The 26,684-nt window shown below is 39.9% G+C and carries 17 protein-coding genes; 4 read left to right on the forward strand and 13 right to left on the reverse strand.

Annotated features, from left to right (window positions below):
* Position 1 precedes the first annotated feature (1 nt).
* From recB to QQK02_RS08530, 3 genes are all read right to left on the reverse strand, one after another.
* The gene (gene recB / locus QQK02_RS08520) at positions 2–3,535 is read right to left on the reverse strand and encodes an exodeoxyribonuclease V subunit beta (protein ID WP_284207577.1); all 3,534 of its coding nucleotides are present in this window, start codon (positions 3,533–3,535) and stop codon (positions 2–4) included.
* Entirely contained in the window at positions 3,535–6,879 is a 3,345-nt protein-coding gene (recC, locus tag QQK02_RS08525) for an exodeoxyribonuclease V subunit gamma (RefSeq protein ID WP_284207578.1), read from the reverse strand. Before recC ends, recB begins: the two co-directional genes overlap by 1 nt.
* 118 nt (positions 6,880–6,997) lie before the next feature.
* The gene (locus QQK02_RS08530; RefSeq protein ID WP_284207579.1) at positions 6,998–7,330 is read right to left on the reverse strand and encodes a DUF4870 domain-containing protein; all 333 of its coding nucleotides are present in this window, start codon (positions 7,328–7,330) and stop codon (positions 6,998–7,000) included.
* A 100-nt stretch (positions 7,331–7,430) separates the two neighbouring features.
* Here QQK02_RS08530 and QQK02_RS08535 point away from each other — a divergent pair, with 100 nt between their 5' ends.
* A complete protein-coding gene (locus QQK02_RS08535; RefSeq protein ID WP_284207580.1) occupies positions 7,431–8,108 on the forward strand; it encodes a DUF2982 domain-containing protein in 678 nt (225 codons plus the stop codon).
* A 1-nt stretch (position 8,109) separates the two neighbouring features.
* Here the strand turns inward: QQK02_RS08535 and QQK02_RS08540 are convergent, their stop codons facing one another.
* The 5 genes from QQK02_RS08540 to QQK02_RS08560 all read right to left on the reverse strand — a co-directional run bounded on the left by QQK02_RS08540 (position 8,110) and on the right by QQK02_RS08560 (position 14,824).
* On the reverse strand, positions 8,110–9,405 hold the full coding sequence (locus QQK02_RS08540; protein ID WP_284207581.1) for a glycosyltransferase family protein: 1,296 nt from the start codon (positions 9,403–9,405) through the stop codon (positions 8,110–8,112).
* A gap of 8 nt (positions 9,406–9,413) precedes the next feature.
* Positions 9,414–9,986, reverse strand: a complete 573-nt coding sequence (gene miaE / locus QQK02_RS08545) for a tRNA-(ms[2]io[6]A)-hydroxylase (protein ID WP_284207582.1) — start codon at positions 9,984–9,986, stop codon at positions 9,414–9,416.
* Between the two features lie 81 nt (positions 9,987–10,067).
* Positions 10,068–11,132, reverse strand: coding sequence for an efflux RND transporter periplasmic adaptor subunit (locus QQK02_RS08550; protein WP_284207583.1), 1,065 nt, complete (start codon positions 11,130–11,132; stop codon positions 10,068–10,070).
* A 9-nt stretch (positions 11,133–11,141) separates the two neighbouring features.
* Complete coding sequence (locus QQK02_RS08555; RefSeq protein WP_284207584.1) at positions 11,142–14,504, reverse strand: efflux RND transporter permease subunit; 3,363 nt, start codon at positions 14,502–14,504, stop codon at positions 11,142–11,144.
* Positions 14,504–14,824 carry an ArsR/SmtB family transcription factor gene (locus QQK02_RS08560; RefSeq protein WP_322790602.1) on the reverse strand — a complete coding sequence of 107 codons (321 nt, stop codon included), beginning with the start codon at positions 14,822–14,824 and terminating at the stop codon, positions 14,504–14,506. The genes QQK02_RS08555 and QQK02_RS08560 overlap by 1 nt, the downstream gene beginning before the upstream one ends.
* 104 nt (positions 14,825–14,928) lie before the next feature.
* Here QQK02_RS08560 and QQK02_RS08565 point away from each other — a divergent pair, with 104 nt between their 5' ends.
* Complete coding sequence (locus QQK02_RS08565; RefSeq protein ID WP_284207585.1) at positions 14,929–15,120, forward strand: YgaP family membrane protein; 192 nt, start codon at positions 14,929–14,931, stop codon at positions 15,118–15,120.
* 5 nt (positions 15,121–15,125) lie between these two features.
* Entirely contained in the window at positions 15,126–15,473 is a 348-nt protein-coding gene (locus tag QQK02_RS08570; RefSeq protein ID WP_284207753.1) for a rhodanese-like domain-containing protein, read from the forward strand.
* A gap of 20 nt (positions 15,474–15,493) precedes the next feature.
* Here the strand turns inward: QQK02_RS08570 and QQK02_RS08575 are convergent, their stop codons facing one another.
* From QQK02_RS08575 to QQK02_RS08585, 3 genes are all read right to left on the reverse strand, one after another.
* Positions 15,494–15,763, reverse strand: coding sequence for a DUF4282 domain-containing protein (locus QQK02_RS08575; RefSeq protein ID WP_284207586.1), 270 nt, complete (start codon positions 15,761–15,763; stop codon positions 15,494–15,496).
* A gap of 11 nt (positions 15,764–15,774) precedes the next feature.
* Positions 15,775–16,434 (reverse strand): outer membrane beta-barrel protein, encoded by a 660-nt coding sequence (locus QQK02_RS08580; RefSeq protein ID WP_284207587.1) that lies wholly within the window; start codon positions 16,432–16,434, stop codon positions 15,775–15,777.
* 109 nt (positions 16,435–16,543) lie between these two features.
* Positions 16,544–17,656, reverse strand: coding sequence for an OmpA family protein (locus QQK02_RS08585; protein ID WP_284207588.1), 1,113 nt, complete (start codon positions 17,654–17,656; stop codon positions 16,544–16,546).
* Between the two features lie 208 nt (positions 17,657–17,864).
* On the opposite strand from QQK02_RS08585, the gene QQK02_RS08590 reads away from it, so the two are divergent.
* Positions 17,865–20,648 (forward strand): M16 family metallopeptidase, encoded by a 2,784-nt coding sequence (locus QQK02_RS08590; protein WP_284207589.1) that lies wholly within the window; start codon positions 17,865–17,867, stop codon positions 20,646–20,648.
* Positions 20,649–20,723: 75 nt separating this feature from the next.
* Here the strand turns inward: QQK02_RS08590 and pyrD are convergent, their stop codons facing one another.
* A complete protein-coding gene (gene pyrD, locus QQK02_RS08595; protein ID WP_284207590.1) occupies positions 20,724–21,731 on the reverse strand; it encodes a quinone-dependent dihydroorotate dehydrogenase in 1,008 nt (335 codons plus the stop codon).
* Positions 21,732–21,809: 78 nt separating this feature from the next.
* The gene (locus QQK02_RS08600) at positions 21,810–26,654 is read right to left on the reverse strand and encodes an NAD-glutamate dehydrogenase (protein WP_284207591.1); all 4,845 of its coding nucleotides are present in this window, start codon (positions 26,652–26,654) and stop codon (positions 21,810–21,812) included.
* Positions 26,655–26,684: the final 30 nt, after the last annotated feature.

Below are 26,684 nucleotides of genomic sequence, written 5' to 3' on the forward strand. Positions count from 1 at the left end.
TTTAACCTCCAACCGTTAACTGTTTAGCAATGTCACTCACTTTGCCAGCAAATACATCATCTAGCGCTTGAAGTTCAGTCGCTTCAATCTTTCGAGTATAAACACCTGTGCCCTGCGCACTTGGACTTGGAACTGCACTTGCACCTGTACTCGCAGTCATACCGCGTAAGTAAAGATAATACACACCACCAAAATGCTCAGCAATGTCATAGTCTGGTAATTGGTTAGACAAATAACGATGCAGTGCCAAACTATAAATTAAATACTGTAAATCATAATGGTGTGTTTCAACATGCTCAGCAATATTGGCGAGCTGATAGTCTTGATAATTATCGCCCAAATGGCTCGACTTATAATCACAGACGTAATACTTACCTTCGTGCTCAAACACTAAGTCGATAAAGCCGTGCATCATGCCTTTTAGCTGTTTGACATAGGGCAAGTACACTTGTTTATTATAGGGCGTTGCGCGATGCGGATTTTGTTTTCGATGGTCAGTTAATATCTGGATCAAACCTGACAATTTAGCTTGCTCCATTGGAAAATAAAACTCACATTCGCGTAATGTTTGTTCATGAGCCAATGCGCCTAAACTAAAATGCTCAGCATTCTGGTGATTAAGTGGTGTACTGACGATATCATCCAGCCACTCAGCCAATTCGCCATGCTGTGTTTCTTGCATGATGTCTTGGAAGCGCTTCTGGTTTTTAGCAAGACTTTCAAGCCACTGTGGCGCGTCAAAGCGATTATATTCAAGCATTTCATGCAATAAATTACCGGCTTGGGCACCTTTAGTTAAGGTAAAACGAATATTCGGCTCTTGGGAAGTGACTTGTTCGTCGATATCAACTTCGTCACGGTCAGGCGCCGAAATGCCTTGATGTCGCATGTTTCGGCTTAACGCGGTGAAAGAGCTTAACCACCAATCACGCTCTATTTTACCGTTAAATTTAGCGACTTGAGCTTCCTGCGTTATGTTACCTTCATTTATCGGTTGATAGTCATCAACGTAATCCAAACCAAACTCAGTAGCATGGTAACCAATAGTAGGTTCCTCATTGGCTAATGCTGCTAGTTTCGAAGATAACGCGTCGTCAGCTGACATGTTCAAGGTTAAACCTAGTGGAGAAGTCGCGGCACTGTCAAAATTAGCCGTAAGTAAATAACAACGTTGCTCGGCGCGCGTAATAGCAACATAAAGTAACCGAACTGCTTCTGCATGGGCTTCAACTAACATGGCTGCTCGTTGGCTTTCATCGCCACCTAAACTGGTTTCTTTACCACCATGTTCGTCGTGGTACTCAATTAAACTGACTTGTCGAGACCCTACACGTAACGGATTTTTATAACGTGTCGCAAACGGGACAAAGACAACGGGATACTCGAGCCCTTTTGAGCCATGTTGCGTAACAATTTTAATTAAATTAGCGTCTGACTCTAATCGTAACTCAGCTTCACCCACAGCTGTATTGCTGATAAGTTGTTGCTCAAACCAAAACAACAGCTCTTGAGGTAGCCTTTGCGCGCTACTTGCTTCTTGAAGCACTTCAAAGAGATGCAAAACATTAGTCAGCGTTCTGTCTCGGTTATCATCAGTAAGTGTAAAATGATCATGCAATAAGGTCAGTGCCATTGGCATAAAGCCTTGGCTTAGCCACAAATCACGCAATGTTTCAAACGCCTGTTTCTGGCTTTGCCAACCAAGCTCGTCATGTTGCAATGCTAAAAAGGCTTGCGGACCATACCCTAAAAACATGGTAGTTAACGCATTGCTATACAAACTTTCATTTTCAAGCTCTATTATGCCCTTCAATAAAGTTAGTAATTGTTGTGCTTCTATAGATTGAAATAAATTATCACGGTTACTTAAGAAAACAGAAGGCAAGCCAATCGCTAACAGCGCTTGTTTAACTTGATTAGCTTCGAGCGAATCTCTAACAAGTACAGCAAAGTCCTTCGCACTTAATTGTGATTGTTCATCAAGTAAACGGCGCATTTCATTGGCACACCAATTTGCCATTTGCCCTCGTACACTTTGTTTAACTTTATCATCACTGACAAAGTCGACGATTTGTAGCGGTTTAAAGGCTTGTTGACAGTGCAATTCGGCTTTGGCTTTAACAGACGGTTTTACCGGCAAATAGTCGATATTAAAGTTGAAAACATCAACGGGCGTGCTGTCGATATCGTTGCCATAAAATAGTCGGTTATAGGCTTGAATCATACCTTTACTAGAGCGCCAGTTTGTATCCATCACCCATTGATACTGACATTGCTCACGAGCATTCAAATAGGCAAAGACATCACCTCCACGAAAACCATATATCGCTTGTTTAGGATCACCAATCATAAACACACAAGCTTGGTCTCGTTGGCGGTAAATTTCATTTACTATCGTGTACTGAGCACTATCGGTGTCTTGAAATTCATCAATAAGAGCAACCGGATAGTCGTGATAAAGCTGGCTAGCTAATGATTCATCGTCTTTCACACAGCTTGCAAGTTTTTCGACCAAGTCATCAAAACCTAAGATGTTTTGCTGTGCTTTCTCTGCGGTCATTAACGCCTTAATAGTCGCAATCCCTTGTTCAACAATAAGATAAGCGTTGGCTTTATCAATGTGTTGGCCAAGTTTCGCTTGCTGCGTTTTAATCTCATTAACATGAGAAAATGCCTCAACCAATTCAGCTTTAACTTTTGAACGAGCGTATCTTCGACCATCGGCAAAAGATCCAGGCATAGTAGTATAAGCCTGTTCAAAATCTGGCAATATAGACGCTAGCCAGGCATTCAGCGCTTCTAACTCTTGAACGCGTGTTTGTCGATCTTTTCCTTTCTTACTGTCAATCAAATGTTCAGTTAACAATGCATGATGTTGTTCAAGATCGTCTATTGCTTGTCTAACTAATGCGACAAACTTGGCTTTGACTGCATCAACGCTAATACGCTTAATCGGCATGTTTTGTAAGATGGCTTTAGCGAAATTATCAACGAACTTTTCAGGTGTCGACCAAAACTGAGCGAGTGCTAAAAATGCCTTTTCATCAGCTTTGGCAAGCTGTCGATACCAATCTTGTGCGCCTTGTAATAAAGGCGTTTGCATATCAGGACTTAACGCTGCATCTAATGAAATTTTTGCATTGAAGGCATATTGATTTAACACGCGCTGACAAAAACCATGAATGGTGAATATCGCGGCTTCATCAATAAATAAAAGCGCCCTCTGTAGTACTAATTTAGCTTCTTGCGGTGCAATATTTACCGATAAACTTTGGAAAAACTCGTCATCTACTATCAAGACATCCCAATTTTGCAGGGCATCTCTTAGCGTGTCATCAATACGACCTTTAAGCTCTTGCGTCGCATCTTTCGTGAATGTCATCACAAGAATTTGTTCAACAGTCAGCTTTCTTTCGAGCAATAATCGCAAATATAAACGGGTGATATTATAGGTTTTACCTGTACCGGCACTGGCTTCAATTAAATGTAAGCCGTGCAGAGGTACCGATGTAGCGTCAAGTAAACGAGCTTCCATTAGCGCTTACTCCTTGCTTTCTTTTGTTTTGTCACCAAGCTTAAGTGACTTGCTACAGTAGCGAGACCTTCGGGTAAAGATTCGATATCAGGCGGTGTTGGCCAAAAGTACTGCATATATTCATCATCACTAAACGATTTAAACAAAGTACTATCATGCCAAAAATCTTCAAATGCGTGTTGATCAAACGACTTAGACTTTTTAACAAGCTCAGCAAGGGGCAAATTGATTAACAATGGTTGTTGTTGCCCCATGACATAAAGCGCCGTTAATTCGCATAATATTTCATAACCATTAGCTTGTTGCTGGCAATCATATTGTTCAATGCTTTGTGTTTTAGTATTAAAGTAAATTCCCCGCGTTTGGTTAACCTTTACGTGCTGGGCTTGTTGATGTTCACTCACATTGCCAGATTGCAACATACATTGAGTTAACAGCAAGCGCAGCATATCTTTAGGTTTAGGCTCACTTGCGCGGTACACAAGCGCCTGATCTTCAAGCAGTTGTGCCTGACCAGTCAGCGTAACTTTGAGCTTTGCGTCGCTATTTATTGATACTTCACTGATAAACTCGATATCAAGCCGTTTACTTTGGGATAGTCCCTGTTCTTGCAGCGCCTGATAAAATGCGTCGACATCTTGCTGCCAACGTTCTACGTCAATGCTAGTCGACGGCAAGTCAGGTAAACGATTACTCAATCTTTGTTTGGTATAGAGCTGTTCAGCAACGCCTTGATCTTCGCCATTACTCTCAACATAGTGTTCAAGTAACGCCTGGCGATATTGGTATGCATCAAGACGACTGACTTCAAAAGGCTCGATATCTTCAGGTAGCTGTTGTTTGCTCCCTAGGTACAAATTAAGGTGATGTCTAGCAAAGTATTTAGCTGGGTGCTCAAAGAAACTAATCAGCTCGTCGAGATCAATTTTGATCTCGGTTAGTTCAATGGGTAATTTAGCAAGTTGATTTGGATTCTCTGCTTGATCATTCGGTTGCTGTGTTGATTGACCTAAAGCAAACCATTTTGTATCAAAACTGGCCATGCTTCCGATATAGTTCTCAGGGGCAAACGGTTGCATCGGTAACTGTCTAATATCTTTAGCCTCATCAAACAGCTGCCAGCCATACCCTTGACTTAAATAGTCCATTAACTCTTTGAGCACTAATGATGGTTGTTTTTCAGCATTATTTTTTAAACTATTGCCTTGATAACTTAAATAAAGATTTTGACGTGCCGACACAATTGCTTCTAAAAATAGGTAGCGATCATCACCTCGCCTTGATCTATCACCGATTTTAAAAGGCGTTTGGGCCATTAAATCGTAGCTGAGCGGTTGTCGTTGGCGCGGAAATTCGCCGTCGTTTAAGCCAAGCACGGCAATAATTTTAAACGGTATACTGCGCATAGGCACCATAGAGCAAAAGGTGACTTGGCCAATCATAAACTGACGACCGGGATCTGGCACACTGAAGTGATTTAACAAGAAGCTTTGGACAACCGCTAATGAAACGGTGTCACTAAATTGAGCATCTTGGGTGTATTGTGCTAATAAATTAATCGCATCTTTTAGGATCAGTAATTTGCTCTGCTCCTGCTCTTGGAAAAAATCATCAACAAATTGATGTAGATAAGTTGACCAGCCTTCGGCATATTTGGGCTTTGCAAGCGCTTGGCTATGGGATTTCATAAGCGACATAACATGCATCAACTTGCCCAATAATACTGCGTCTTGCCCTTCTACTTGGCTTAACAACAATTGATCTTTAAAAACTACGTCTTCGTCTTGATACGCAAAGCCTCGAATGAGCCTAGATAACGCTTGATGCCAAGTAAAATGATCGTTTGTTTGTTGTATACCTAAGATATCGGCTTTGTGATTTTCATCAAGGCCCCAATGTACGCAAGCCCTTTCCAGCCAATTGCTCACTTTATCTATATCGTCGTCATCTAAACCAAATTTTAATTTAACTTGTTCAACGCGTAAAAATGCCAGAATTTGGCTCACGTGAAAACGGCTGTCAGGCAACCTCAGTAATTCAATAAAGGCGGCAACAATAGGTTCTGCATTTTTCGATACCCGATCAGCAATAGAGCATGGAAGTGGCGGTATATCATCTGCTAGCTCTTGCCAGCCTCGACTGAAAACCGCATTGACATACGGTGCATAGTGCTCAACTTCAGGACACATCACGAGCACGTCTTTAGGGGTTAAACTGGGATCATCATTAAATTGATGTAAAAGCCAATCATGAAGCCCTTGAATTTCTCGCATTGCACTATGCGCACGCGTAATCGTAATTGAGTTATCTATAGCAGGGCGTGGCGTTTGTCGAGCATCATCGAGCGTAAGAATATCGCGCTGTACTTGCCTAAGTACCGTTAAATTTTCCGCTTCAATAGCGACCCTTGTATCATCATATGCGTCAATATTTATCGTTGAGTAGTTTTGCAACAAACTTAAAAACTCTTTGCCTTGTTCACCTAAGTTTGCCAGCAATGGATTAGTAACAAGTTGTGCTATTTCATCTTGCGCCAACCAGTTATCCATCTGCTTAAATACTTGTTTCTCACTTTGAATATCACCCCAATAGTCTGCACAAGGGTTTAAATGGAAAAAATGTACTTGAGTATGTTTGCTTAAGGCATTAATAAAATCTAACCACAAAGGTGCCATCGCATTAATGCCAAAAAAAGCGATACGTTTGGGAAGCTTATCGAGATTGTTAGGTAGGTTATCAATCGCCAGTTTTATAAACTTTTGCGGATCATAGCTTTCGTCAATCGTTAAAAGTTGCCAAAGTTTAGCCTGCCAACGCATCAACGATTTTGCCGATGATGTTGTTTGCTCATCAAAAATATTTTGGTCGTTATTATTCCACGCCGATACCCATTGTGGTCGGTAGATTAAATATTGCTCATATAGGTCAGCCAACTGACACGCTAATTGATAACACCTTTGTTGTTGCAATGAAGTCGATTTTTCACCGCGCCAAAACTGAGTGACTTGCTCAAAATCAGGGTCTTGGGTGATGCTGTCACTACTTAACAACGCCAAAATCCGCCAACTCAGCACCTCTCTAGAGAAAAGCGTTTCATCAGGCACGTTTTCTTCACCAGCTACTGTTCTAGCTAACTTCCAAAGGAACTGAGCAGGTAACGCGTAACTAAAATTAAAGCTAATTTTGCGCGATTGCGCTAACGTCATACTTAACCAATGCTGCATACCAGCATTTTGTACAACTAAGGTTTCTTTTTCAAAAATGGGAAGCGGATCGATGTGCTGAATTTTGAGGTAAAGCGCTAACAAATGCTCCATTTTGTTAGCAGGATATAAATAGATCACACAAATACCTTATAGCTTAAATTATCAATAAATTTAATCACACCCGCACTAAGATGACTAGGTATTTTTAGCTATACTGGGTTCGCTTTTTGAAGATAGGTAAAGGCTTGATTAAGATTCAATCAATAAAGTTAAAATAGCGTTGAAAGTTGTCACCAACATATGGCAATGGTGATTTAGACTGATGGTAGGCTTGCCAAATTGCAATACACCAATAGACAAACAGAACGATAGTCGCTAGCCAGCCAACTAAAGGAATAAAGCTAGCAATTGCAAAACATAAGATTAAACCAAGCGATTGGCGCAAGTGAAAACGCAAAAGTGGGCATCGATTTTTGCCATAACAAAACAGGCTGATTAACCACCCAACTATCGTAAAATAACTTAACACAGCCAATAATTTAGCGGTATCTTGGGCAATATCGTCTGTTGATGATTCATAATGTGTCATACTACACTCCTTGATAATGACATAGGTAAAGTATAGCAAGGCACGTTTAGAACGCTAAATTCAGTTTAGTGATAGATAGCCATTCACTTATAAGATTTTCATGACTCAATCGATTAAAATTCATTCAAATGCGACACGTCATAGCCTTTTTATCACGGTGCTAGGCTGTGTTATGTTATTGATTTGCTTGCTCCTGAGTAATTATTTGTGGTCAGAAGCGAAGCTTGTTCTTATTTTTTTAACCTTAGTCTCTGTTGTCGTTTTGGTGACAGGTATCACGAAACATATTGAACCTAAATGTAGCTTTGAGATTTCGCCTCAAGCCGTTGTCTATCAACATAGATGTGGCCAATGGCAACTTGCTTGGTCAGATATAAGATATATAGCACCAGTGACGACTTCACGAGGTATTGAACAGCAGACATTGCCTTATGTTGGGATTAGGTTAGAGGAATTGGACAAATTTGCAGAAGCGATCACTCCTCGACTTGCCAATAAACTCATTCATGAACAAAGACCGTTGCTTATTCTCGCAGTGCAGCATGGCCTATTAAGCGTTGAACAGATAACGTTACGTTTTCAGCCTTATAAATCGGCATATGGTTTGATTAAGGGGCCAATTGCAGAATTTCTTTACCAAAGTGCTAACTTACAACAGGCTTTCGGTTTTCATTTGATGATTCCATCGACGGCATTAGACAGAAGTATCGAAGAGTTCTCCGTGCTGTTGAAGCAATGTAAAGAAAGCGCGCAGGGCTACGTCGATGAAGACGCTTAATCTATTGACGAAATGGCGCCTGGCTTAGCGCATCTTTTAACGGAATATCAGGATAAGCGAGAGCTCTAATCGCATGAATAAACTTTAATGTTTTAAAGGCGTCAAACCAGTCATTTACTTGATTTTTTAACTGCTTATCGTTGCCTTGGTATTGCTTAAGTTGCTTTTCTAAAAAGGCACTAAAACCAATATCATTAAACGCCTGCAGGCAAATTTCACTTAGTCTATGTTGCCAGTCACTAAGTACTATTAATGTGTTTTTACTCGGCTGCTGCGCAATATTTTTTAATAGCTCATCTAACTGCGTTAATGCATATTTTAATTCACTAAAGCATTGGTAGTGGTAATAACTATATGGCCTGTTTTGCTGGTTTAACGCGATGATGTCTTTTACCGCAGGGCCAGTTCCAAAGGGTACACGCGTTGATAGCCTTGGCGTTAAGACAATGTGTTCGTCTTCCAAAAACGCTACATCACCGACTTTTGCTAATTTATTTAAGGTATAAAAATCTTCGCCTGCAGACTTTTTAACAAAGCCTCTAACGTCGACATAAGCAGACGTGCTAATCGCCAAAATACTACCGATGGTAAAGAAATTAAAACGTGATCCAGCATAGCGTAAACCATCTACGTAATAACGTAATGCTGATTCATATTGCTGTGTAGCCGCTAAGGTTGTTTGTTCAAGTGCTGTCGGCACTTTTGCTTGATTGAATTGATGAACAAAGTTAAAACAAACAGCAGATAAGGCATTATTTTTCTGATATGCCGTAGTTAACGCGTTAAAGTAGTTATCTGATAGGTAGGCATCTGCATCACTTGAACCAAACACGCTACCGTTAAATATTTCGTGTTCGGCTAATGCTATCACTAGATCACAGCCAATTTTACGTGCAAGACCTACACCCTGATCACTTGGAATTGGCGAAGTAAAACCGTCAACAACAAAAATAAACGATTGGCTGTTTGGCAACTTGATGACATATACATCGTCTTGCTCGGTGAATAGCTCACCTAACTTTAACAACGCTGAAAATAATGTTTGTTGCGGTAATTTATCGACATCATGTTCAGGTTGATTAATGACGATAACAAAGGCGGCTTGTTGTTCGACTAATGCACTTTGGCTGATGCGGGAAACAAATTCAGCATTTTCTTGGTATGCGGGAATAACAAGCGCGTTTTTTAGAGTAACGTTTTCAAATACTTTACTGACCTTGGCAATAGTATGAACAATAGGCTCGGCATATTGCGCAAGGTACTTTTTTCTTTTCTTTAGTTGCTGTTTAGACGGCATTTAGACGCTTAGTGCAACGCGGCACGATGCGGCAAGCTTGCACAAAGTTCAGCTTCAAAATCAAGAATTTCTTCTAAACGCGCGTCTACTTCAGCTTTATCAAAATACTCATAAGCAAGCTCAACAAAGAGGTTCTTGTGTTTTTCTTCTGACTTAGCAATTGCCACGTAGAAATCTTTTTCTTTTCCTGCGGGAAGCGCTTCGGCGACGAGTGCAAAACGCTCATGTCCACGCGCTTCAATAACACCCGCGACCAATAATCTATCTAAGAAAAACACGTCTTGACCATGACGAAATAACGTACGAATTTTTTTGATGTACATATCTTTTTCGTCATTGGCAAGCATAATATCTTCAGCCTGCATAAGCTTTAGCACTTGTTTGAAGTGAATAAGCTCTTCAATGGCTAAGTCAGCCATAGCGCGTACTAATTTTTTACGATCAGGGTAATGTGACAACATAGAAACAGCCATACCTGAGGCTTTTTTCTCAGCTGCAGCATGGTCTTGAAGGAAACGAGGGAAATCGGCAAGCACCGCTTCAGTCCATGAAAACGGTGTTTGGTACTTCAATTCAAACATAGTGATTAGATCTTTATTACAAACAATTGCGCGCTATTTTACCTAGCTTAATATTGAGGATAAAGCGCTAATCGACTTAATTTAACTTTTAGTAGGTAAAACTATCGTTTCCCCTGCCATCAGCCCTGAAATGATTTCAATGTCACCCAACTCATCCGTTTGACCTAGGCGAACAAAACGTCGACTGAGCGAGTTGTCGGTTTGAACCGTCACAATCGTTAATTGGCCAACACGTTGGATGTAGTTCTCAGGTATTTTAACGATATTTTCTTTATGCGTTGACACAAGCACCTTGGCAAACATACCGGGCATCAACTCAACGCTTGAATCAACGCTGGCTTTAACTAAGAAACTTCGGGCGCCAATATTGGCCGCAGGCACTATCTCAGTAATTTGTGCGCTGGTATTAAGATTGATACTTGGGATAGCCACTTGAAGCTTATCACCAAGCTTAAGACCGATCACCAGTTGCTCACGGATGTATGCCTCTACTTGCAGGCTATTGGGGTTGTAAATGCTGAGCAATGGCGTGCCTGGTTGTGCAGTATTACCAGGTTCAGCCAAGCGCTCAATAACAACGCCAAAAATAGGCGCGCTAAGTTGTGCGAAAGACAAATTAGTTTGTGCTTGATTTAAAGATTCCTGAGCAGCTGATTCATCGGCAGACAAGGCATCAAAATTTGCTTGAGATTTATCTAACTCTTGTGTTGAGAGCAAACTTTTTTCATGCAATTCTACTGCACGTGCAAGCAGCTTTTTCGCTTCAGATAGTCTTGCCGTTACCGCGTTCTTTTGTTGTTTAAGCTGTGCTACACGGGCTTTAAGCTCTGATTGCTCTAGGCTAACTAATAATTGACCTTGCTCTACTCGATCGCCAGCCCTGACGTGGATTTGAGAAATCCGAGCAAGAATCCGAGCTGAAATTACGGTGTCTTGTAGCGGGCTAATAGTCGCTGCGATTTGCTCTGTGCGTGTTACAATTGAAGGTTCCACCAGTAATGGCTGCGCACCAGTTACTTGTGTATGTTTTCGCGAAGATGCTGGCATTTTGTCATTAAAAGCGCCTGCCAACCACGCGATGCTCACCGCTAAAATAATCATAGCGACGAACGGTTTTAAATAGGTAGATGATAAAAACTTATTCATGATAGTTTCCTAGCGGTGTTGTTCGTCTGCAATGGTTGGTTCGGCAATTTGTGGTTGCGTGTTTTCATCATTAAAAACTAAGTGATATACAATCGGAACGACAATTAATGTAAACAGTGTTGATGCGATGATGCCGAAGATAATCGCAATGGCTAAACCACTAAAAACAGGATCTAAGGTAATAACAATATTACCTAGGAGCGTTGTGCCCGCCGTTAGTAATACAGGGCGCATTCTTACAGCGCCAGCTTTTAATACCGACGCTTTAATTGATAACCCAGCCAAGCGAGCCTGACTGATAAACTCAACTAATATCAGTGAATTTCGCACGACGATGCCAGAAAGCGCGATCATGCCGATCATGGCAGTCGCGGTAAATAATACAGGCTCTGGCGCGCCAGCAATCTCTCGCACACCTAACTGATTTAACAACCAAAACCCTGGCATAATGCCGATAATCGTTAACGGAATTGAAGACATAATAATTAGCGATAGTGCGACTGATTTTGTTTGTATGCGCAAGACAAAATAAATACCAACTAACGCAAACATAAAAGCTAAACCCATATCTCTAAATACGCTGATGGTAATGCTCCACTCTCCTTCTCCAGAAAAGACAACATCTATATTATCTGGCACCGACCAATAATCATTACCGCCAGAAGTAAAGAAGGTTCTGCTTTGCCAATGTTCGGATGTTGATGCTAAGTCATCACTCGGTTTGTAATTTTTAACTCTATCGGCACTAAGGTCTGCGACAATTTCTGGTGGAGTCCTACCCGAGATTTCAGCATTAACATAAACAACAGGCTTTAAGTTTTTATGGAAAATAGCGCCCTGCTGAGTAACTGGAATAAACTCGCCTATTTCAGCCATCGAGACAATGGCTTGCGGGCTATCCTCAAAACCTAATTCAGATTGGCTTTCAACAATGCCAGCTCTGCCTTTTAACAAGAATCTTTCAAGATCACTAAGCTGACTGCGTTGCGAGGCATCCATTTTCAAGACAATTGGAATTTCTTTCGCGTCATCTGCTTGCTGATATACACCAATAGGCATACCGGCAGTAGCGACAGCTATTGTTTGATTAACGTCTTGTGTTGAAACACCAGATAGCGCAGCTTTCGATTTATCAACAACAAAACGGTAACTTTGCGTATCGCTGATAATATTGGTATCCACTTCAACAACATGAGGCTCCCTTGCCAAACGTTTCGCTACATTTATCGCAGCTTTTTGAATATCGTTGTATGGCGTGTACTGATCACCATAAACCTCAGCAACAAAGGTACTTAAGACTGGGGGACCTGGTGGTACCTCTACCACTTTAATATGCAGGTTTTCATCTTGTAGTGATGCTAATAACGCGCGTAACCTTAGCAACACATCGTGAGAATAATGAACACGTTTGGTTTTATTCACTAATAAGAGTCTAAGCTCTGCCTGATATGGCTGATTACGCATGTAATATTGTCTCACCATACCGTTAAAGTCGATTGGCGAACTAATACCAACGTAACTTGCAACGGCTTTCACTTCTGGTACCGTTTTAACTATATCGCTCACTTGCTTCGACATTGCATGCGTTTGCTCTAGTGAAGCGCTTTCAGGCATTTCAATTAGAATTTGCAGTTCGTTTTTGTTATCAAATGGCAGTAGTTTTAATGGCACCAATCTGAGCGTTGGTAGTAACGCGGCAACAATAAATAAGCCAAGCACTAACCACAGCAGACGTTTACCTTTTGCTCTATTATCAATAAACGGAGACATAAACCGGTAATAAGCCGTTTCAAATTTACTTTGGCTATTATCAGGAGTATCTAGCGTTTGCTTGGTAAGAAATTTTTGTGCAAGCCAAGGCGTAATTAAAAACGCCACTAACGTTGAAAGAATAACACTAACAGGCACGTTAAACGCCATTGGAGCCATGTATGGTCCCATCATGCCTGTTATAAAAGCCAGCGGAATAAACGCTAAAATAATGGTTAACGTCGATAGAAGTAATGGCGTTTTGATCTCGACAATCGCCGCAATAATATTTTCTTTTAACGGGCGCTCAGGGTGCTTTTTCATGAAGCGTGAAATATTGTCGACGCCGGTAATCGGATCGTCAACCAATAGGCCTAACGATAGTATTAAGGCAAACAGCGTCACACGGTTAATTGTATAACCAAATGCATAATCTAATGTTAGTGTAAATCCGTAACAAACGGGAACCGCTAAACCAACAACAAGCGCTGCGCGCCAGCCAAGAAAGACGCCAATAAAAATAACAACGGTAACAACGGCAAAAATGAGGGAGGTCGTTAAATTATTAACTTTCTCGTTAGCTGTTTGGCCATAATCTCGCAACGTTTCAATATGAACATGTGATGGTAATAATGTCGATTTAAGCTCTGCCACTAATTCGTGAACTTGATTTGCGACATTAACTGCATTGGTACCTGGCTGTTTGGCAACAGAAATTGTCACTAACGGGAAATCTGACTGGTCTTGTGCAAATGCTCGATGGCTTTGCGTAAAGTCAATCGTACTGTAATGATTAACTTCATGTGGACCATCACGTACATCGGCAACATCTTGAAGCTGCACGATAGCACCATTAATAACCTTAATCGGAGAGCGCTTAATCTCTTGAAGACTCCGGTAAACATCGCCGCTTTCAACAATGACTGATTCGTTACCTAAACTTACGATGCCATGATCACGCAATTCATTCGATACCGTAATCGCATCGATAACTTCTTGAACAGACATTTGTCTTGCTGCAAGTTTTTCAGGAAAGAGGGAAATTTCTATATGTCGACTGCGACCACCAACTACATTTACAACACTTGTGTCATCGATAGATTGCAGCTGAGTCGACATTTCTTGCGCTAAACGTTTAAGTTGAAAATCATCCGTTAATTCCGGGCTATCACTCCACAAACCAAGCATAACGATAGCAATATCATCAACCTCATTTGGGCTAACCATCCAGTTTGTAACCACTGATGGAATTTTATCTAAATTTGAATGGAGCTTATTGTAGGTATTAAATAATGATGTTTGCCTTGATTGTCCGACATAAAAGCGCAGAGTGACAATCGTTTGGTTGTTTGATGTTGCTGAATAGACATGTTCAACCCCCTTGATTTGCGACAGTAATTTCTCAAGTGGTGTGGTCACTAAACGTTCTACTTGCCTTGCATCAAGTCCTTGTGCCTGAACAACAACATCGATCATCGGAACAACGATTTGTGGCTCTTCTTCTCGTGGCGTTACGTTTAATGCAACGAAACCAAGTAATAAAGAGGTCACTAGTAAATATAAAGGTAACTTACCTGTTAACACCTTTTGCAATAATGCGTTGATAAAGTTATGGCCAGCCATTATTTACTCTCTACATTCTGCTGACAGTAATTTTCATAAAGAACATTCATCACATTGATCAACTTAGGATCTGACAGTGAATAGTAAATCGTTTGAGAATCTCTTCTTGTATTTACTAAACTAGCCTCCCTTAACTTTGCCAAGTGCTGAGATAGCGCAGACTGTGAGAGGTCTACTCGTTCATTTATTTCTGATACTGATAACTCATCTGCCGAGATAGCGCATAAGATCATTAAACGGTTAACATTAGCCAATTGCTTCAAGATGCTTGCGACATGCTGGGCATTCTCAACGAGTTGGCTTGAATCAAATTTCATCATTGTCTCACTTGATTAATTTTTATAAATTATATTATACTTACCTAAATTAGCAAACACTAATATTTAAATTATTATTAATTTGATGTTATTTGGAAACCATAGACATGACTATTAATGAAGGCTTACGCCTAATTGCCGGCAGTTTTCTTTTATTGTCGCTAGCATTAGCGCACTTTGTATCACCCAACTGGTTATTTTTTACTGCATTTATTGCGCTGAACCTATTACAAAGTGCTTTTACTAAATGGTGTCCTATGATGGTCATCTTAAAAAAACTTGGCTTTAAACAAGGTTAATCATGATGTTAAAAACAGTAGCAGAACTTGTAAAAACTGCACGCAAACAACTACGAGTTGTTGATGCAGTAACGGCAAAACAAGAGCTTGAGAGTAACCAGGGGTTACTTATTGACGTGAGGGAAACCACTGAACACCAAAATTCGCCAGTTAATGGGGCGATTCATATTGCAAGAGGTGTACTTGAGCCAACGATGTTAGCTAAGTTTAATGATGAAAATTTACCAATCTATCTACACTGTGCTTCAGGAGCACGAGCGACTTTTGCAGCCCAACAACTCACCAGCTTAGGTTATCAAAATGTCACGGTAATTAGCTGTAAAAGTGATGACGTTAAGCAAGTATTTGGTTAACGTTCATACTGATTAGCTTATCAGACATCTTCCGTTGATGAAGATGTTTTTTGATGGGCGATTTGGTGTAGATTTTCGTGAATTTTAAAGAGTACGATTAATAATTCACACCAAATTCTCCCACCTATTGCGCCGGCTAATATGATACCTACCCCGGCGAAAAAGCCTTCACCAGAATCACCAAACATTGCTGATAAGCCCGATATCGCAGATCCAAACAATATCAACCAATACACTGCGGTAATGATTTTAGGCGTCAACATTGAATCAAAAAACAAAATAGATTTCATACTTTTCCTTTTTAAAAACTACTGCCAATTTCAAATTTATATACACCAACATCTGTTGTGCTAGCGTTGTCTATATCAAACCATACTTGACTATAACTCGCGCGTAAATAGTATTTATTATCAATGTTATAGCGCGCTCCAAAGGTAGCACTATAGCTAAACTGATTTTCGCTATAGGTATCACTAAAACCTTCGCAAATATACCCCCACCAAGGGTCCCACCAGCAAATATTAATCGGTGGACCAGACACAATATTTGAATCTATATAGCTAAAACCGCCACCACCTTGAACATAAAACGAAAAGTCTTCAGGGCTGAAATAATAAGTACCATGAATTTGTGCATGGGTAATATCCGCTTTATGATTTATTTGTTCGACCACTTCACCGTCATCATCAACTAATGATGATTGATAGTCTTGTGAGCCAAACAGCCAATCAAATTCAATTGCGAATTGATTAGTAAAGTTGTAAGCAAAATTAAAACCGTAGCTGTAATCACTATCAAAATCGACACTAGAACCACGCTGACCATCTATAACAAAACTGTCGTTGTAACCAATCACGAAACCAACTTCTACAGTCTCAGTTTTATCTTTTGCCTGCACGACAGTGGTAAACATAGTGCTTGCTAAACAGCTCATTAGCATTAATTTAAGCATCTTAGTCATCTAAATACTCCTTTATGTTTATGCTTTACAAAGTATAAGACGAAAAAAAAGCTAACGCCTGTGACATTAGCTTTTTTCTATATAATACAGGTTAATACCCGTTAAAATTTTAGCGTTTAACAGCTTCTTTTACTTGCGTTTCAACAACTGCATGGATACGACGGTTTGTTGTATCCGCTGCTGATGTATCACTCGTATCAAGTAAACGCTCTTCACCGTAACCTATAGCAGTTAAACGATCTGCATCAATACTGAAGTTCGTGATAAGCTTTTTACGCACTGCATCAGCACGTTTTTGTGATAGCGCTTTGTTGTATGCTGCACTACCCTTGCTTGAAGTATGACCTTCGATCACTAAATTCACATGTGGATATGTGCTCATAAATTTCGCGGCGCGTGCAAGTTCACCATAGTATTCATCTTTAACAACAGACTTGTTGTTATCAAAATTAATCACTAATTCTAACGTTGCAGTTTTTTCAGTAAAAATAGTACAACCTTCACTGTCTACTTTATCTGACATTGGTGTATTTGCACATAAATCATCAGTATCAACAACCCCGTCTTTGTCTGTATCTTTCACTGCTGGCTTTGGAGCAACTGCAGCAGCCGTTGTAACTGCAGCTGTTTCTTTTACTGGCGCTGCAGCTTTAGCAGGCGATTTACTTTTACCACCAAAGAAATAAATCACACCAAGTTGCGCGGTTAAATCTTTCAAATTAGCGTCAAACTGGTAATGACCTGCACCTTCAAGGTACATGGCAAAACGATCATTGAAGTAATGGCGGTAACCACCACCAAGGTTCAATGATAATTCTTCATTTTCTAAGTCAATCAAACTGAAACCACCAAGACCATAAAAGTTTTGAGCACTTGGGAAATAAAGCATATCAAAAGATGTCATTGAACCATCGTCTGCGCTAAAAGCACTTGATTTAGTGTCAACACTCATTAGGTCAGTATAAGCAAGACGACCTTCCCACTTGGGTGAAAAACGGTAGCCCGCTTCTAAGCCAGCACCGCTCGCATCAGAAATAGTAGAGTTAACATCTGGCGTCGCTTTTCTATCATTATCTGCATCTAAATATAAAGCATGGATACCACCATACATGCGCCCTTCTAGGTCTTCTCCTTTCGGTGTATTAGCTGCCATAACACCTGTTGATAGGGCACCTGTTACCAAAAGTGCTAATACACTTTTTACTAATATTTGTTGTTTCATTGATAAATTCCCTGTGTATAGTTTTATTTAAACTAATAAAAATATAAATTAGTTGCAGATTTTATATAAAAATCATTACAGTAATGTTTATTTTAATAAAGTTTTGATAAAAGTTCGCCTATTTTATAACAAATATTTTACACTTTAATAGTTGTTAACTTTTTATTAACATATAGCTGTCATTTAATAAGGCTCTTTAAGGAAAATAATGAATACAATAAAAATAAGTGGGATTTCGCTCGCTGTAGCAATCGCATTAAACTTAACAGGATGTAACAGCACGGCACAAACGCTAGAATCTCAAGCGCCAACAGTGGTAGAGAATGTAGCCAATCATAAGTTGACTTTCGTTAGAAACGTTGAAGGTATCAACGAATACACCATGGACAATGGTTTAAAAGTATTGCTATTTAAAGATGATGCCCAACCTAAAACACTTGTTAATATCACCTACCGTGTCGGTTCAGTACATGAAAACTACGGTGAAACAGGCATGGCTCACTTATTAGAGCATATGTTATTTAAGGGCTCAGATAACTATCAAGAAATTGATAAAGAGTTTACCAAACGTGGCATGGCAACGAATGCTACCACGTGGCTTGATAGAACTAACTATTTTGAGGTTTTTGAATCAAATGAAGAAAACCTAGACTGGTCTATTGGTATGGAAGCTGATCGAATGCTTCACGCTACTTTCACAGAAGACGAGTTAAAAAGTGAAATGACTGTCGTTAGAAATGAAATGGAACGCGGTGAAAACAACCCGGTTCGTATTTTGATGTCACGTATGTCTTCAATGGCCCATTTATGGCACAACTACGGTAACTCAACAATAGGTGCACGCTCTGACGTTGAGAATTTTCCGTTTTCAAAATTACGTGCTTTTTATAAAAAGCATTACCGTCCTGACAACGCTGTATTAACCATCGCAGGCCGTTTTGATGAAGAAAAAACAATTGAAATGGTTAATAAGCATTTTGGCAAAATTTCTCAACCTCAAACACCAGTAGAAGCATTATATACTCAAGAACCAACCCAAGACGGTGAACGTGTTGTTAACCTTCGTCGTACCGGCGATTTACCATATATTGGCTTAATGTATCATGCACCATCAGGTTTACATCAAGATGCTGCAGCTTTAGAAGTATTAATGGAAATATTATCTGATGACAAACGTGGTCGTTTGCAAAAGCAGTTAGTTGAAACAGGTATTTCAAGTAGCGCATTTGCTTTTTCATTCATGCTTAAAGATAGTTCTCAAATGATTTTCTTGGCACAAGGTGAAAAAGGTAAAGATACAACTGAGTTAGAAAAATCACTATTAAATATTGCTGAAAACATTGAAACAACCCCTATTACCGCTGATGAATTAAAAGCGGCGAAAGCTAAGTTTGCTAAACAAGCAGAACAAGCAATGCGTAACGTTACAGGTATTGGCATGAACTTATCTGAGTATATTGCTAAAGGTGATTACCGACATGCCTTTTTCTTCAGAGATCAAGTTGCAGAAGTAACACTAGAAGACGTGCAACGCGTTGCTCAAACCTACCTTATTTCAAGTAACCGTACGCTGGGTCGTTTTATACCAACAGACAAACCACAGCGCGCTGAAATTCCTGAAGCACCTGATATGGACGAGTTACTTAAAGATTACAAAGGAAAAGAACGTATCGTTGCTGGTGAGAACTACGACAACAATGTACCTAATATCAAGGCACGTTTAGTTGAAAGTACTTGGCCACAAGGTACGAAGTTCATGTTCTACCCGAAACAACTTCGTGGTAATGAAGTACTTATCAATATGACCTTCCCTACCGGTACACCGGAAACATTAAAAGGCAAAGCAGCAGAAATTGAAGTGCTATCGACCATGTTATCGTTAGGCACAACGAGTATGGATAAAGCAGAGATTGCTGGTAAACTCGACGAGTTAAAATCATCAGTACGTTTTTCTGCATCAGCTAGCGGTATTGGCGTAAACATCAAAACCGATACAGCCAATATGAATGCAACCTTAGACCTTGTTAAAGACATGCTATCTAACGCTACATTCTCACAAAGTGAATTAGATATTTTAAAACCTACATTAATTGCAGGTTATGAATCTGAGCGCACCGATCCTTCAGCGATTGCCAACAATAGCTTTAGAGAAACATTAAATAGTTACCCTGAAGGTCACCCTCGCGCGCACCGTGGCATTGATCAAAGCATTGCAGAAATACAAGCATTGCAAGGTGACAGCATTAAGTCAGTATTTGAAAAGCACATGAATATTGCTAACGGCTATATTGCTGTTGTCGGTAATGTTGACCAAGCAGCTATTGAAAGCAAATTGCAAGACACCGTTGGTCACTTAGTTAATGACACGCCATATCAATACATGCCAACGGCATACAAAAATGTCCATGGCTTAACGGTGAGCCATAACACGCCTGATAAAGCGAATGCTCAACTTTATGTCATTAACGCAACCAACCTAACAACTGCTGATGATGACTACCTTGCAACTAAAATCGCAGCAGAAATTTTTGGTGGTGGCCCATTCACATCACGTTTAGGTAAACGAATTCGTGTACAAGAGGGCTATAGCTATTCTGTTGGTGGTAACATTAGTATTAGTGACCGCGATGAATCGGGTATGGTTTGGGGTTATGCGATTTCAGCGCCAGAGAACATGGATAATGTTATTGCAGCATACAAAGAAGAGTTAGCAAAAGTTGTTGCTGATGGCTTTACTGAAGAAGAGTTTGAAACGGCTAAGTCGTCGTTTATTAATTCTCGTAAACGCCGTTGGGCAAATGATAGCGCTATTTTGAATGTGTTAATTGCCAACAAACAAATTGACCGTGATATCGAGTACTACCCTATGCTAGACGAAAAATTAGCAACGCTGACGTTAGATGACGTAAAAGCCGCGTTTATTAAGCATATGGCAACCAATGAAATCAATATCTTCAAAGCAGGTGATTTTGAGAAACCAGCTGAAGAGTAAGATAAAATAGACCATTAAAAAAGGGGCAATGTCATCGACATTGCCCCTTTTAATTTACGTTATACAAACTAAAATCTATAAACTTTTTACAATGTTGCGTACAAGATCTGGACCTTCGTAAATAAAGCCTGTGTAAAGTTGCACAAGTGAAGCGCCTGCAGCGATCTTTGCTTTAGCATCTTCTACACTATGAATGCCGCCGACACCAATAATTGGCATTTTACCATCAAGTGCTTTAGCTAGCTGTTTGATAACTTCGGTACTTTTATCGGTTACCGGTTTACCACTCAAACCGCCCATTTCATTACCATGCTCTAGGTGTTCAACTTTGTCTCGAGCCAATGTTGTATTGGTCGCAATCACACCATCAATATCATTATTAATTAGGCACTGAGCAATAGAGTTAACTTCATCTTCAGTTAAATCAGGAGCAATCTTCACTGCTACAGGCACATACTTACCGTATTGTTCGGCAAGCTTTGCTTGCTCAGCTTTAATTTCAGCTAACAATTCATTTAAGGCATCACCATATTGCAAAGAGCGTAAACCCGGTGTATTCGGTGATGAAATATTAATCGCGATGTAACTAGCTACATCATATACCTTGCGCATACAAAAAACGTAATCGTCTTTTGCATTCTCTTCTGGCGTTACCTTGTTTTTACCGATGTTGATACCAACAACACCATCAAAATTTGCTTTACGCACCTGCTCAACTAAATAATCGACGCCTTTATTATTAAAACCCATGCGGTTAATAATTGCGTTTGCTTGAGGCAATCTAAAAATACGCAGTTTCTCGTTACCAGGTTGAGGCTTTGGCGTTACAGTGCCAACTTCAACAAAACCGAATCCCATACCGGTAAACGCATTAATACACTCACCATTTTTATCCAAACCAGCCGCAAGACCTACTGGATTTGGAAACTTAATCCCCATCACTTCGACTTCTTTATTTGGCACACGCGATTTGTATAACCAACTAAGTGGCGCTTGGCCCATGTGCTTTAAAGAGCCGATAGTAAAATCATGAATTTTTTCAGGATCAAATTGAAACAGAACTTTGCGTATTAATGGATACAAGGTGCAACTCCAGCAGTAAAAATTTAATTTTTAAAAGGATAAAAAAATCCCCGCGTTTAATGGCGGGGATAATAACATTTATTTGCTTGGATCACAGTGCAAACTTAGTAACATTAATTCCCTTAATGCAACAGAGAATTTAGCAAATTCGTGTGTTCGACTTGTTCTAAAGTCAGACAGAATGTGCTGCCAGCGCTCCAATGGTTGACAAGATTGTTCAAACCATAAATCTAACATTGTGTCAGTAGATTGTTCTAACTTGTAATTTTTCAAGACAACTGATGTTAATGAACGTTGTTGCCAATCAAGCTCTTCCCTAAATGATGCACGTGCTAATGCCTGCCAATGGTTCGTTACCGGTTGGCGAGTGATTTGGTCTAAGAACCAATGTAATGACAATCTGTCACCTAAACGGAAGTAAAGTTTCGCAACTTTATCTACTTCACAAGCTTCTGCCTCTGAAATCTCAGCAATATCCATTACTGAGAAGATCGTACTTAGCTGAGAAATGCGTTTCGCTAATTCCTTCGGTGCTCCTGCATTTGATAAATCAGTAGCAACTTTCGTTAAGCCAGCAAGTTCATCACTTGCTAAGTACTTATCTAAGTTTGCAGTCATTACTTCAAACGTGGGCTTAAAGAAGGCAATAGTTTCATCAATCGACAATGACTTATTGCGATGACGCAAGAACCAACGAGTTGCACGACGAACATTACGACGTAACTGGAATAACATTTCTGTTTGGACAGCGGTCGTGATTTGGTTATCAAGTGAAGAAATTGACGCCCATGTTTCTGGCATTTCAAAAATTTCAGAAGCAATCGAGTAACAAATAGCAACTTCAGCGACCGTTGCGCCTGTTTCTTCATTCATACGATGAACAAAGTTAAAGCCCATGTCATTACCAATATTATTCGCTAACTTAGTAGCAATAATTTCTGCTCTAAGTTTATGGTCTTGCATTTGCTCTGCATACTTTTCTTGCAGCAATTTAGGGAATGCTTCAATCAACAGGCTTTGATAGTAAGGATTTTCGGTTACTTCTTCACAAACAAGATCTTCTTTTAACACCATCTTGTTATAAGCAAGTAGAACCGATAGTTCTGGACGTGTTAAGCCTTTATTTTGTGCTAAACGTTCAGCTAGCTCATCATCATTAGGAATAAACTCTAATGCGCGATCTAATTTACCTGTGCGCTCTAATTCGTGAATAAAGCGTGTTTGCTCTTTTAATTGGCTTGCTCCGCGTAATTCAGTAATCGAAATTGAATGTGTTTGGCGGTAACAGTCGTTAAGTACAATTTCAGATACTTCATCAGTCATATCGTAAAGTAGTTTATTACGTTGCTTAACCGTAAGGTCACCACTTTGTACTAGACCATTTAGTAAGATCTTAATGTTAACTTCGTTATCTGAACAGTCTACACCACCAACGTTATCTACAGAGTCAGTGTTCATACGACCGCCATTCGCCGTGTATTCAATACGACCTAATTGCGTTAAACCTAAGTTACCACCCTCACCAACAATCTTAGCGCGTAGCTCACTACCGTCTACACGTAATGAATCATTTGCTCTATCGCCTACTTCTAAATGGCTTTCAGAAGAGCCTTTAACATAGGTACCAATACCACCGTTCCAAATAAGGTCTACTTTAGCTTTCAATAGCGCGTTAATTAAATCATTTGGCGCCATTGATTGCTTTTGTGTACCAATCAATTTCTTAATTTGTGGCGTTAACTTAATTGATTTAGCTGCACGTGAGAAGATGCCGCCGCCTTCTGAAATAAGGTCTTTATTGTAATCTTCCCAAGAACATCCCGGCAGATTGAATAAACGTTCACGCTCTTTCCAAGTAGACGCTGCATCAGGTTCTGGATCAATAAAAATATGTAGGTGGTTAAATGCCGCTTGTAATCGGATATGCTTAGACAACAACATACCATTACCAAATACGTCACCCGCCATGTCGCCTATACCGATAACCGTAAAATCGGTTGTTTGACAATCAATATCTAATTCGCGGAAATGACGTTTAACTGATTCCCAAGCGCCTTTTGCTGTAATACCCATGCCTTTGTGGTCATAACCAACACTGCCACCAGAAGCAAACGCATCACCCATCCAGAAGTTGTACTCTTCTGAAATACCATTAGCAATATCAGAGAACGTAGCCGTTCCTTTATCGGCCGCAACAACAAGATATGGATCATCTTCGTCATGGCGAACAACATTCGTAGGCGGAATTAACTCACCACCAACAATGTTGTCGGTAATATCTAATAAACCACGGATAAAGGTACGGTAACAGTCTTTACCAGCTTCAAAAATTTCTTGGCGAGTTCCTGAAGTTGGTAGTTGTTTACAAACAAAACCACCTTTTGCACCAACAGGTACGATCACAGTGTTTTTAACTTGCTGAGCTTTTACAAGACCAAGTACTTCGGTACGGAAATCTTCTCGACGATCTGACCAACGTAAACCACCACGAGCAACTTTACCGCCACGCAGGTGAACACCTTCAACTTGCGGAGAATAAACAAATATTTCAAATGCAGGAATTGGTTGCGGCATTTCTGTGATAAGTTTTGGCACAATTTTAAAAGAAATGTATGACTTAAAGTCAGTACCATCGCCAGACTGGAAGTAGTTAGTACGAATAGTCGCGTTAATCATTTCGACAAAGCGGCGAATAATACGGTCATCATCTAGGTTAGCAACATTATCTAACGATGATTCAATATCAGCTTCAACTTTGGCAATGGTTTTTTCCGATTGCTTGCCTTTAGGATCAAAACGTAAATTGAAGAGTTTAATGAGCAGCTCAGCAAGGTTTGGATAACGTGAGAATGTGTCCTCAATATAACTTTGGCTAAATGTACCACCTATTTGACGTTCATATTTTGCATAAGCGCGCAAAATTGATACTTCACGGCCTTCTAATCCAGCGCCTAAGATTAATCGGTTAAAGCCGTCATCTTCTAAAACACCGCGCCAAACTTTCGCAAACGCATCTTGGAATAATGTTTGAACCTTAGCTAAATCAAATTTGCTATCGCCGGTAAGTAACATCGAGAAATCTAAAATCCAATACATTTCGCCGTCATTTGAACGAACTGCATAAGGACTTTCACCAATGACACGCAAACCAAAGTTTTCTAACATAGGTAATACGTCTGACAAATGCAGCGGCTCACCGGTATGGAAAAGTTTCAATTTAACAAAGCGGCTACCCGCTTTTTCTTCTTGTGGTTGATAGAACAACATCTCCAACTGATTATCAGCCGTTAATGCTTCTAGTTTAGTAATATCAACAATCGCGGAACCAGGCAGTACCTCATCTTTATATGATTGAGGGAAGCTTGCATATTTATTTGCTAAACGCTTCGCTTTTGATTCACCTTGGTTTGAAGTAAGTGAATCAACAAGTTTGTCATCCCAACTTCTTGCGGCTTGGTTTAGGTTCTTTTCAATTTCTTTCACATTAATATCTGCTTTTGTTGAGTCAACACGAACAATGTAGTGAGTACGCGCTTGCACTGATTCAGAGAAATAAGTATTAAATTCAACTTCTTTATCACTACCGAAGGCTTCTTGTAATAGTTTTTGCGTTTCAATACGCAATTTCGTGTTGTAACGTTCGCGTGGCACATACACCATACAAGAATAGAAACGATCGAAGGCATCACGACGAACAAACAAGCCAGAATAGTCTCGCTCTTGCATGCGTAAAATACCTAACACATTATTAAGCAATTCAGGTGTTGTTGATTGAAGAATTTCGTCACGCGGGTACGTTTCAAGGATATTAATTAACGTTTTGAACGAGTGTGAGCCTTTAGCAAAGCCAGACGCTTCACAAACACTGCTTACTTTTGCAGAAATTAGCGGCAGATCTAACGCACTATTGGTGTAATAAGCTGAACCAAATAAACCGACAAAACGCTCTTCACCGACAACTTTACCGTTTTTATCAAAACGCTTAATACCAATGTAGTCTAAATGGGCAGGACGATGCACACGAGAGCGGGAATTTGTTTTCGTTAAGATTAAGGCGTTTTCGCCCAGCGCGATTTCACGTGCTGTTTCACTTAACGTTGATAATAAACGTTTATCAGTGCCTTTAGAGTTTTTCATTAAACCTAGGCTAGATTTTACATTGGCTGTTAGTGCAAGATCACCTTTAAGGGTTTCTACATCATATGAGCGGTAACCCATTAGTGTGAAATTGTTATTTGAAATCCACTTTAAAAACTTTAACGCTTCATCTTTGTTACTTTTATCACCAGGAACGTTAGAGCCACCAAATTCATCAATCACTTGGTTTAAACGCTTCAGCATTGGTTGCCAATCGTTAACCGTTAGCGAAATGTCACTAACAACAGATTCTAACTCAACAGTTAATTCAGCAAGCTGTTTGGGTTCAGAAATGCGATCAATCTCAATGAAGAAAACGGTTTCAGTTAATGAATCCTTAAGTTTACGTTCACTTGAGTTAGCAATTTTAGTTAAGTTGTTGTCTTTGTCACGAATAACCTGCATTGGGCAGTTAAGCATTAAGTGCGGGCTTAAGCCTTTGCGATTTAAAGCTATACGAACAGAGTCAACTAAAAATGGCATATCGTCTACAATCACTTCAATAACGGTATGGCTTGATTTCCAGCCATGTTTCGATACTTCAGGGTTGAAAACTTTAATCAACGCATTGCCATGCTGAAACTCGTTTAACGAGTTCCACAAACTTAAAGTGGCACCATACATGTCACTTTCGTTTCGATGAGTTAAATCTGATGTTGATATATTGCCGTAAAGAATTTCTGCAAATTTTTCGACTAGTGGAGCTGTTTCTTTTGAAACTTTTTGTTGTATTAATTGTGATACGTTCTTCAGTATTACTGATGGTAAACCGTCTACTAACGCCATGCCGTTTTCCTTTTGTGGATAAAACGAATA

The organism is Thalassotalea eurytherma (assembly GCF_030161415.1).
Classification (GTDB): Bacteria; Pseudomonadota; Gammaproteobacteria; order Enterobacterales; family Alteromonadaceae; genus Thalassotalea_G; species Thalassotalea_G eurytherma.

What these genes read in the sequence shown, in the direction of transcription:
- QQK02_RS08580 (WP_284207587.1), bottom strand. Translation starts at nt 16,434, where the DNA reads ATGACTAAGATGCTTAAATTAATGCTAATGAGCTGTTTAGCAAGCACT.
- QQK02_RS08585 (WP_284207588.1), bottom strand. Translation starts at nt 17,656, where the DNA reads ATGAAACAACAAATATTAGTAAAAAGTGTATTAGCACTTTTGGTAACA.
- QQK02_RS08550 (WP_284207583.1), bottom strand. Translation starts at nt 11,132, where the DNA reads ATGAATAAGTTTTTATCATCTACCTATTTAAAACCGTTCGTCGCTATG.
- QQK02_RS08600 (WP_284207591.1), bottom strand. Translation starts at nt 26,654, where the DNA reads ATGGCGTTAGTAGACGGTTTACCATCAGTAATACTGAAGAACGTATCA.
- QQK02_RS08590 (WP_284207589.1), top strand. Translation starts at nt 17,865, where the DNA reads ATGAATACAATAAAAATAAGTGGGATTTCGCTCGCTGTAGCAATCGCA.
- miaE (WP_284207582.1), bottom strand. Translation starts at nt 9,986, where the DNA reads ATGTTTGAATTGAAGTACCAAACACCGTTTTCATGGACTGAAGCGGTG.
- QQK02_RS08565 (WP_284207585.1), top strand. Translation starts at nt 14,929, where the DNA reads ATGACTATTAATGAAGGCTTACGCCTAATTGCCGGCAGTTTTCTTTTA.
- QQK02_RS08575 (WP_284207586.1), bottom strand. Translation starts at nt 15,763, where the DNA reads ATGAAATCTATTTTGTTTTTTGATTCAATGTTGACGCCTAAAATCATT.
- QQK02_RS08535 (WP_284207580.1), top strand. Translation starts at nt 7,431, where the DNA reads ATGACTCAATCGATTAAAATTCATTCAAATGCGACACGTCATAGCCTT.
- QQK02_RS08560 (WP_322790602.1), bottom strand. Translation starts at nt 14,824, where the DNA reads ATGATGAAATTTGATTCAAGCCAACTCGTTGAGAATGCCCAGCATGTC.
- QQK02_RS08570 (WP_284207753.1), top strand. Translation starts at nt 15,126, where the DNA reads ATGTTAAAAACAGTAGCAGAACTTGTAAAAACTGCACGCAAACAACTA.
- QQK02_RS08555 (WP_284207584.1), bottom strand. Translation starts at nt 14,504, where the DNA reads ATGGCTGGCCATAACTTTATCAACGCATTATTGCAAAAGGTGTTAACA.
- QQK02_RS08540 (WP_284207581.1), bottom strand. Translation starts at nt 9,405, where the DNA reads ATGCCGTCTAAACAGCAACTAAAGAAAAGAAAAAAGTACCTTGCGCAA.
- recB (WP_284207577.1), bottom strand. Translation starts at nt 3,535, where the DNA reads ATGGAAGCTCGTTTACTTGACGCTACATCGGTACCTCTGCACGGCTTA.
- QQK02_RS08530 (WP_284207579.1), bottom strand. Translation starts at nt 7,330, where the DNA reads ATGACACATTATGAATCATCAACAGACGATATTGCCCAAGATACCGCT.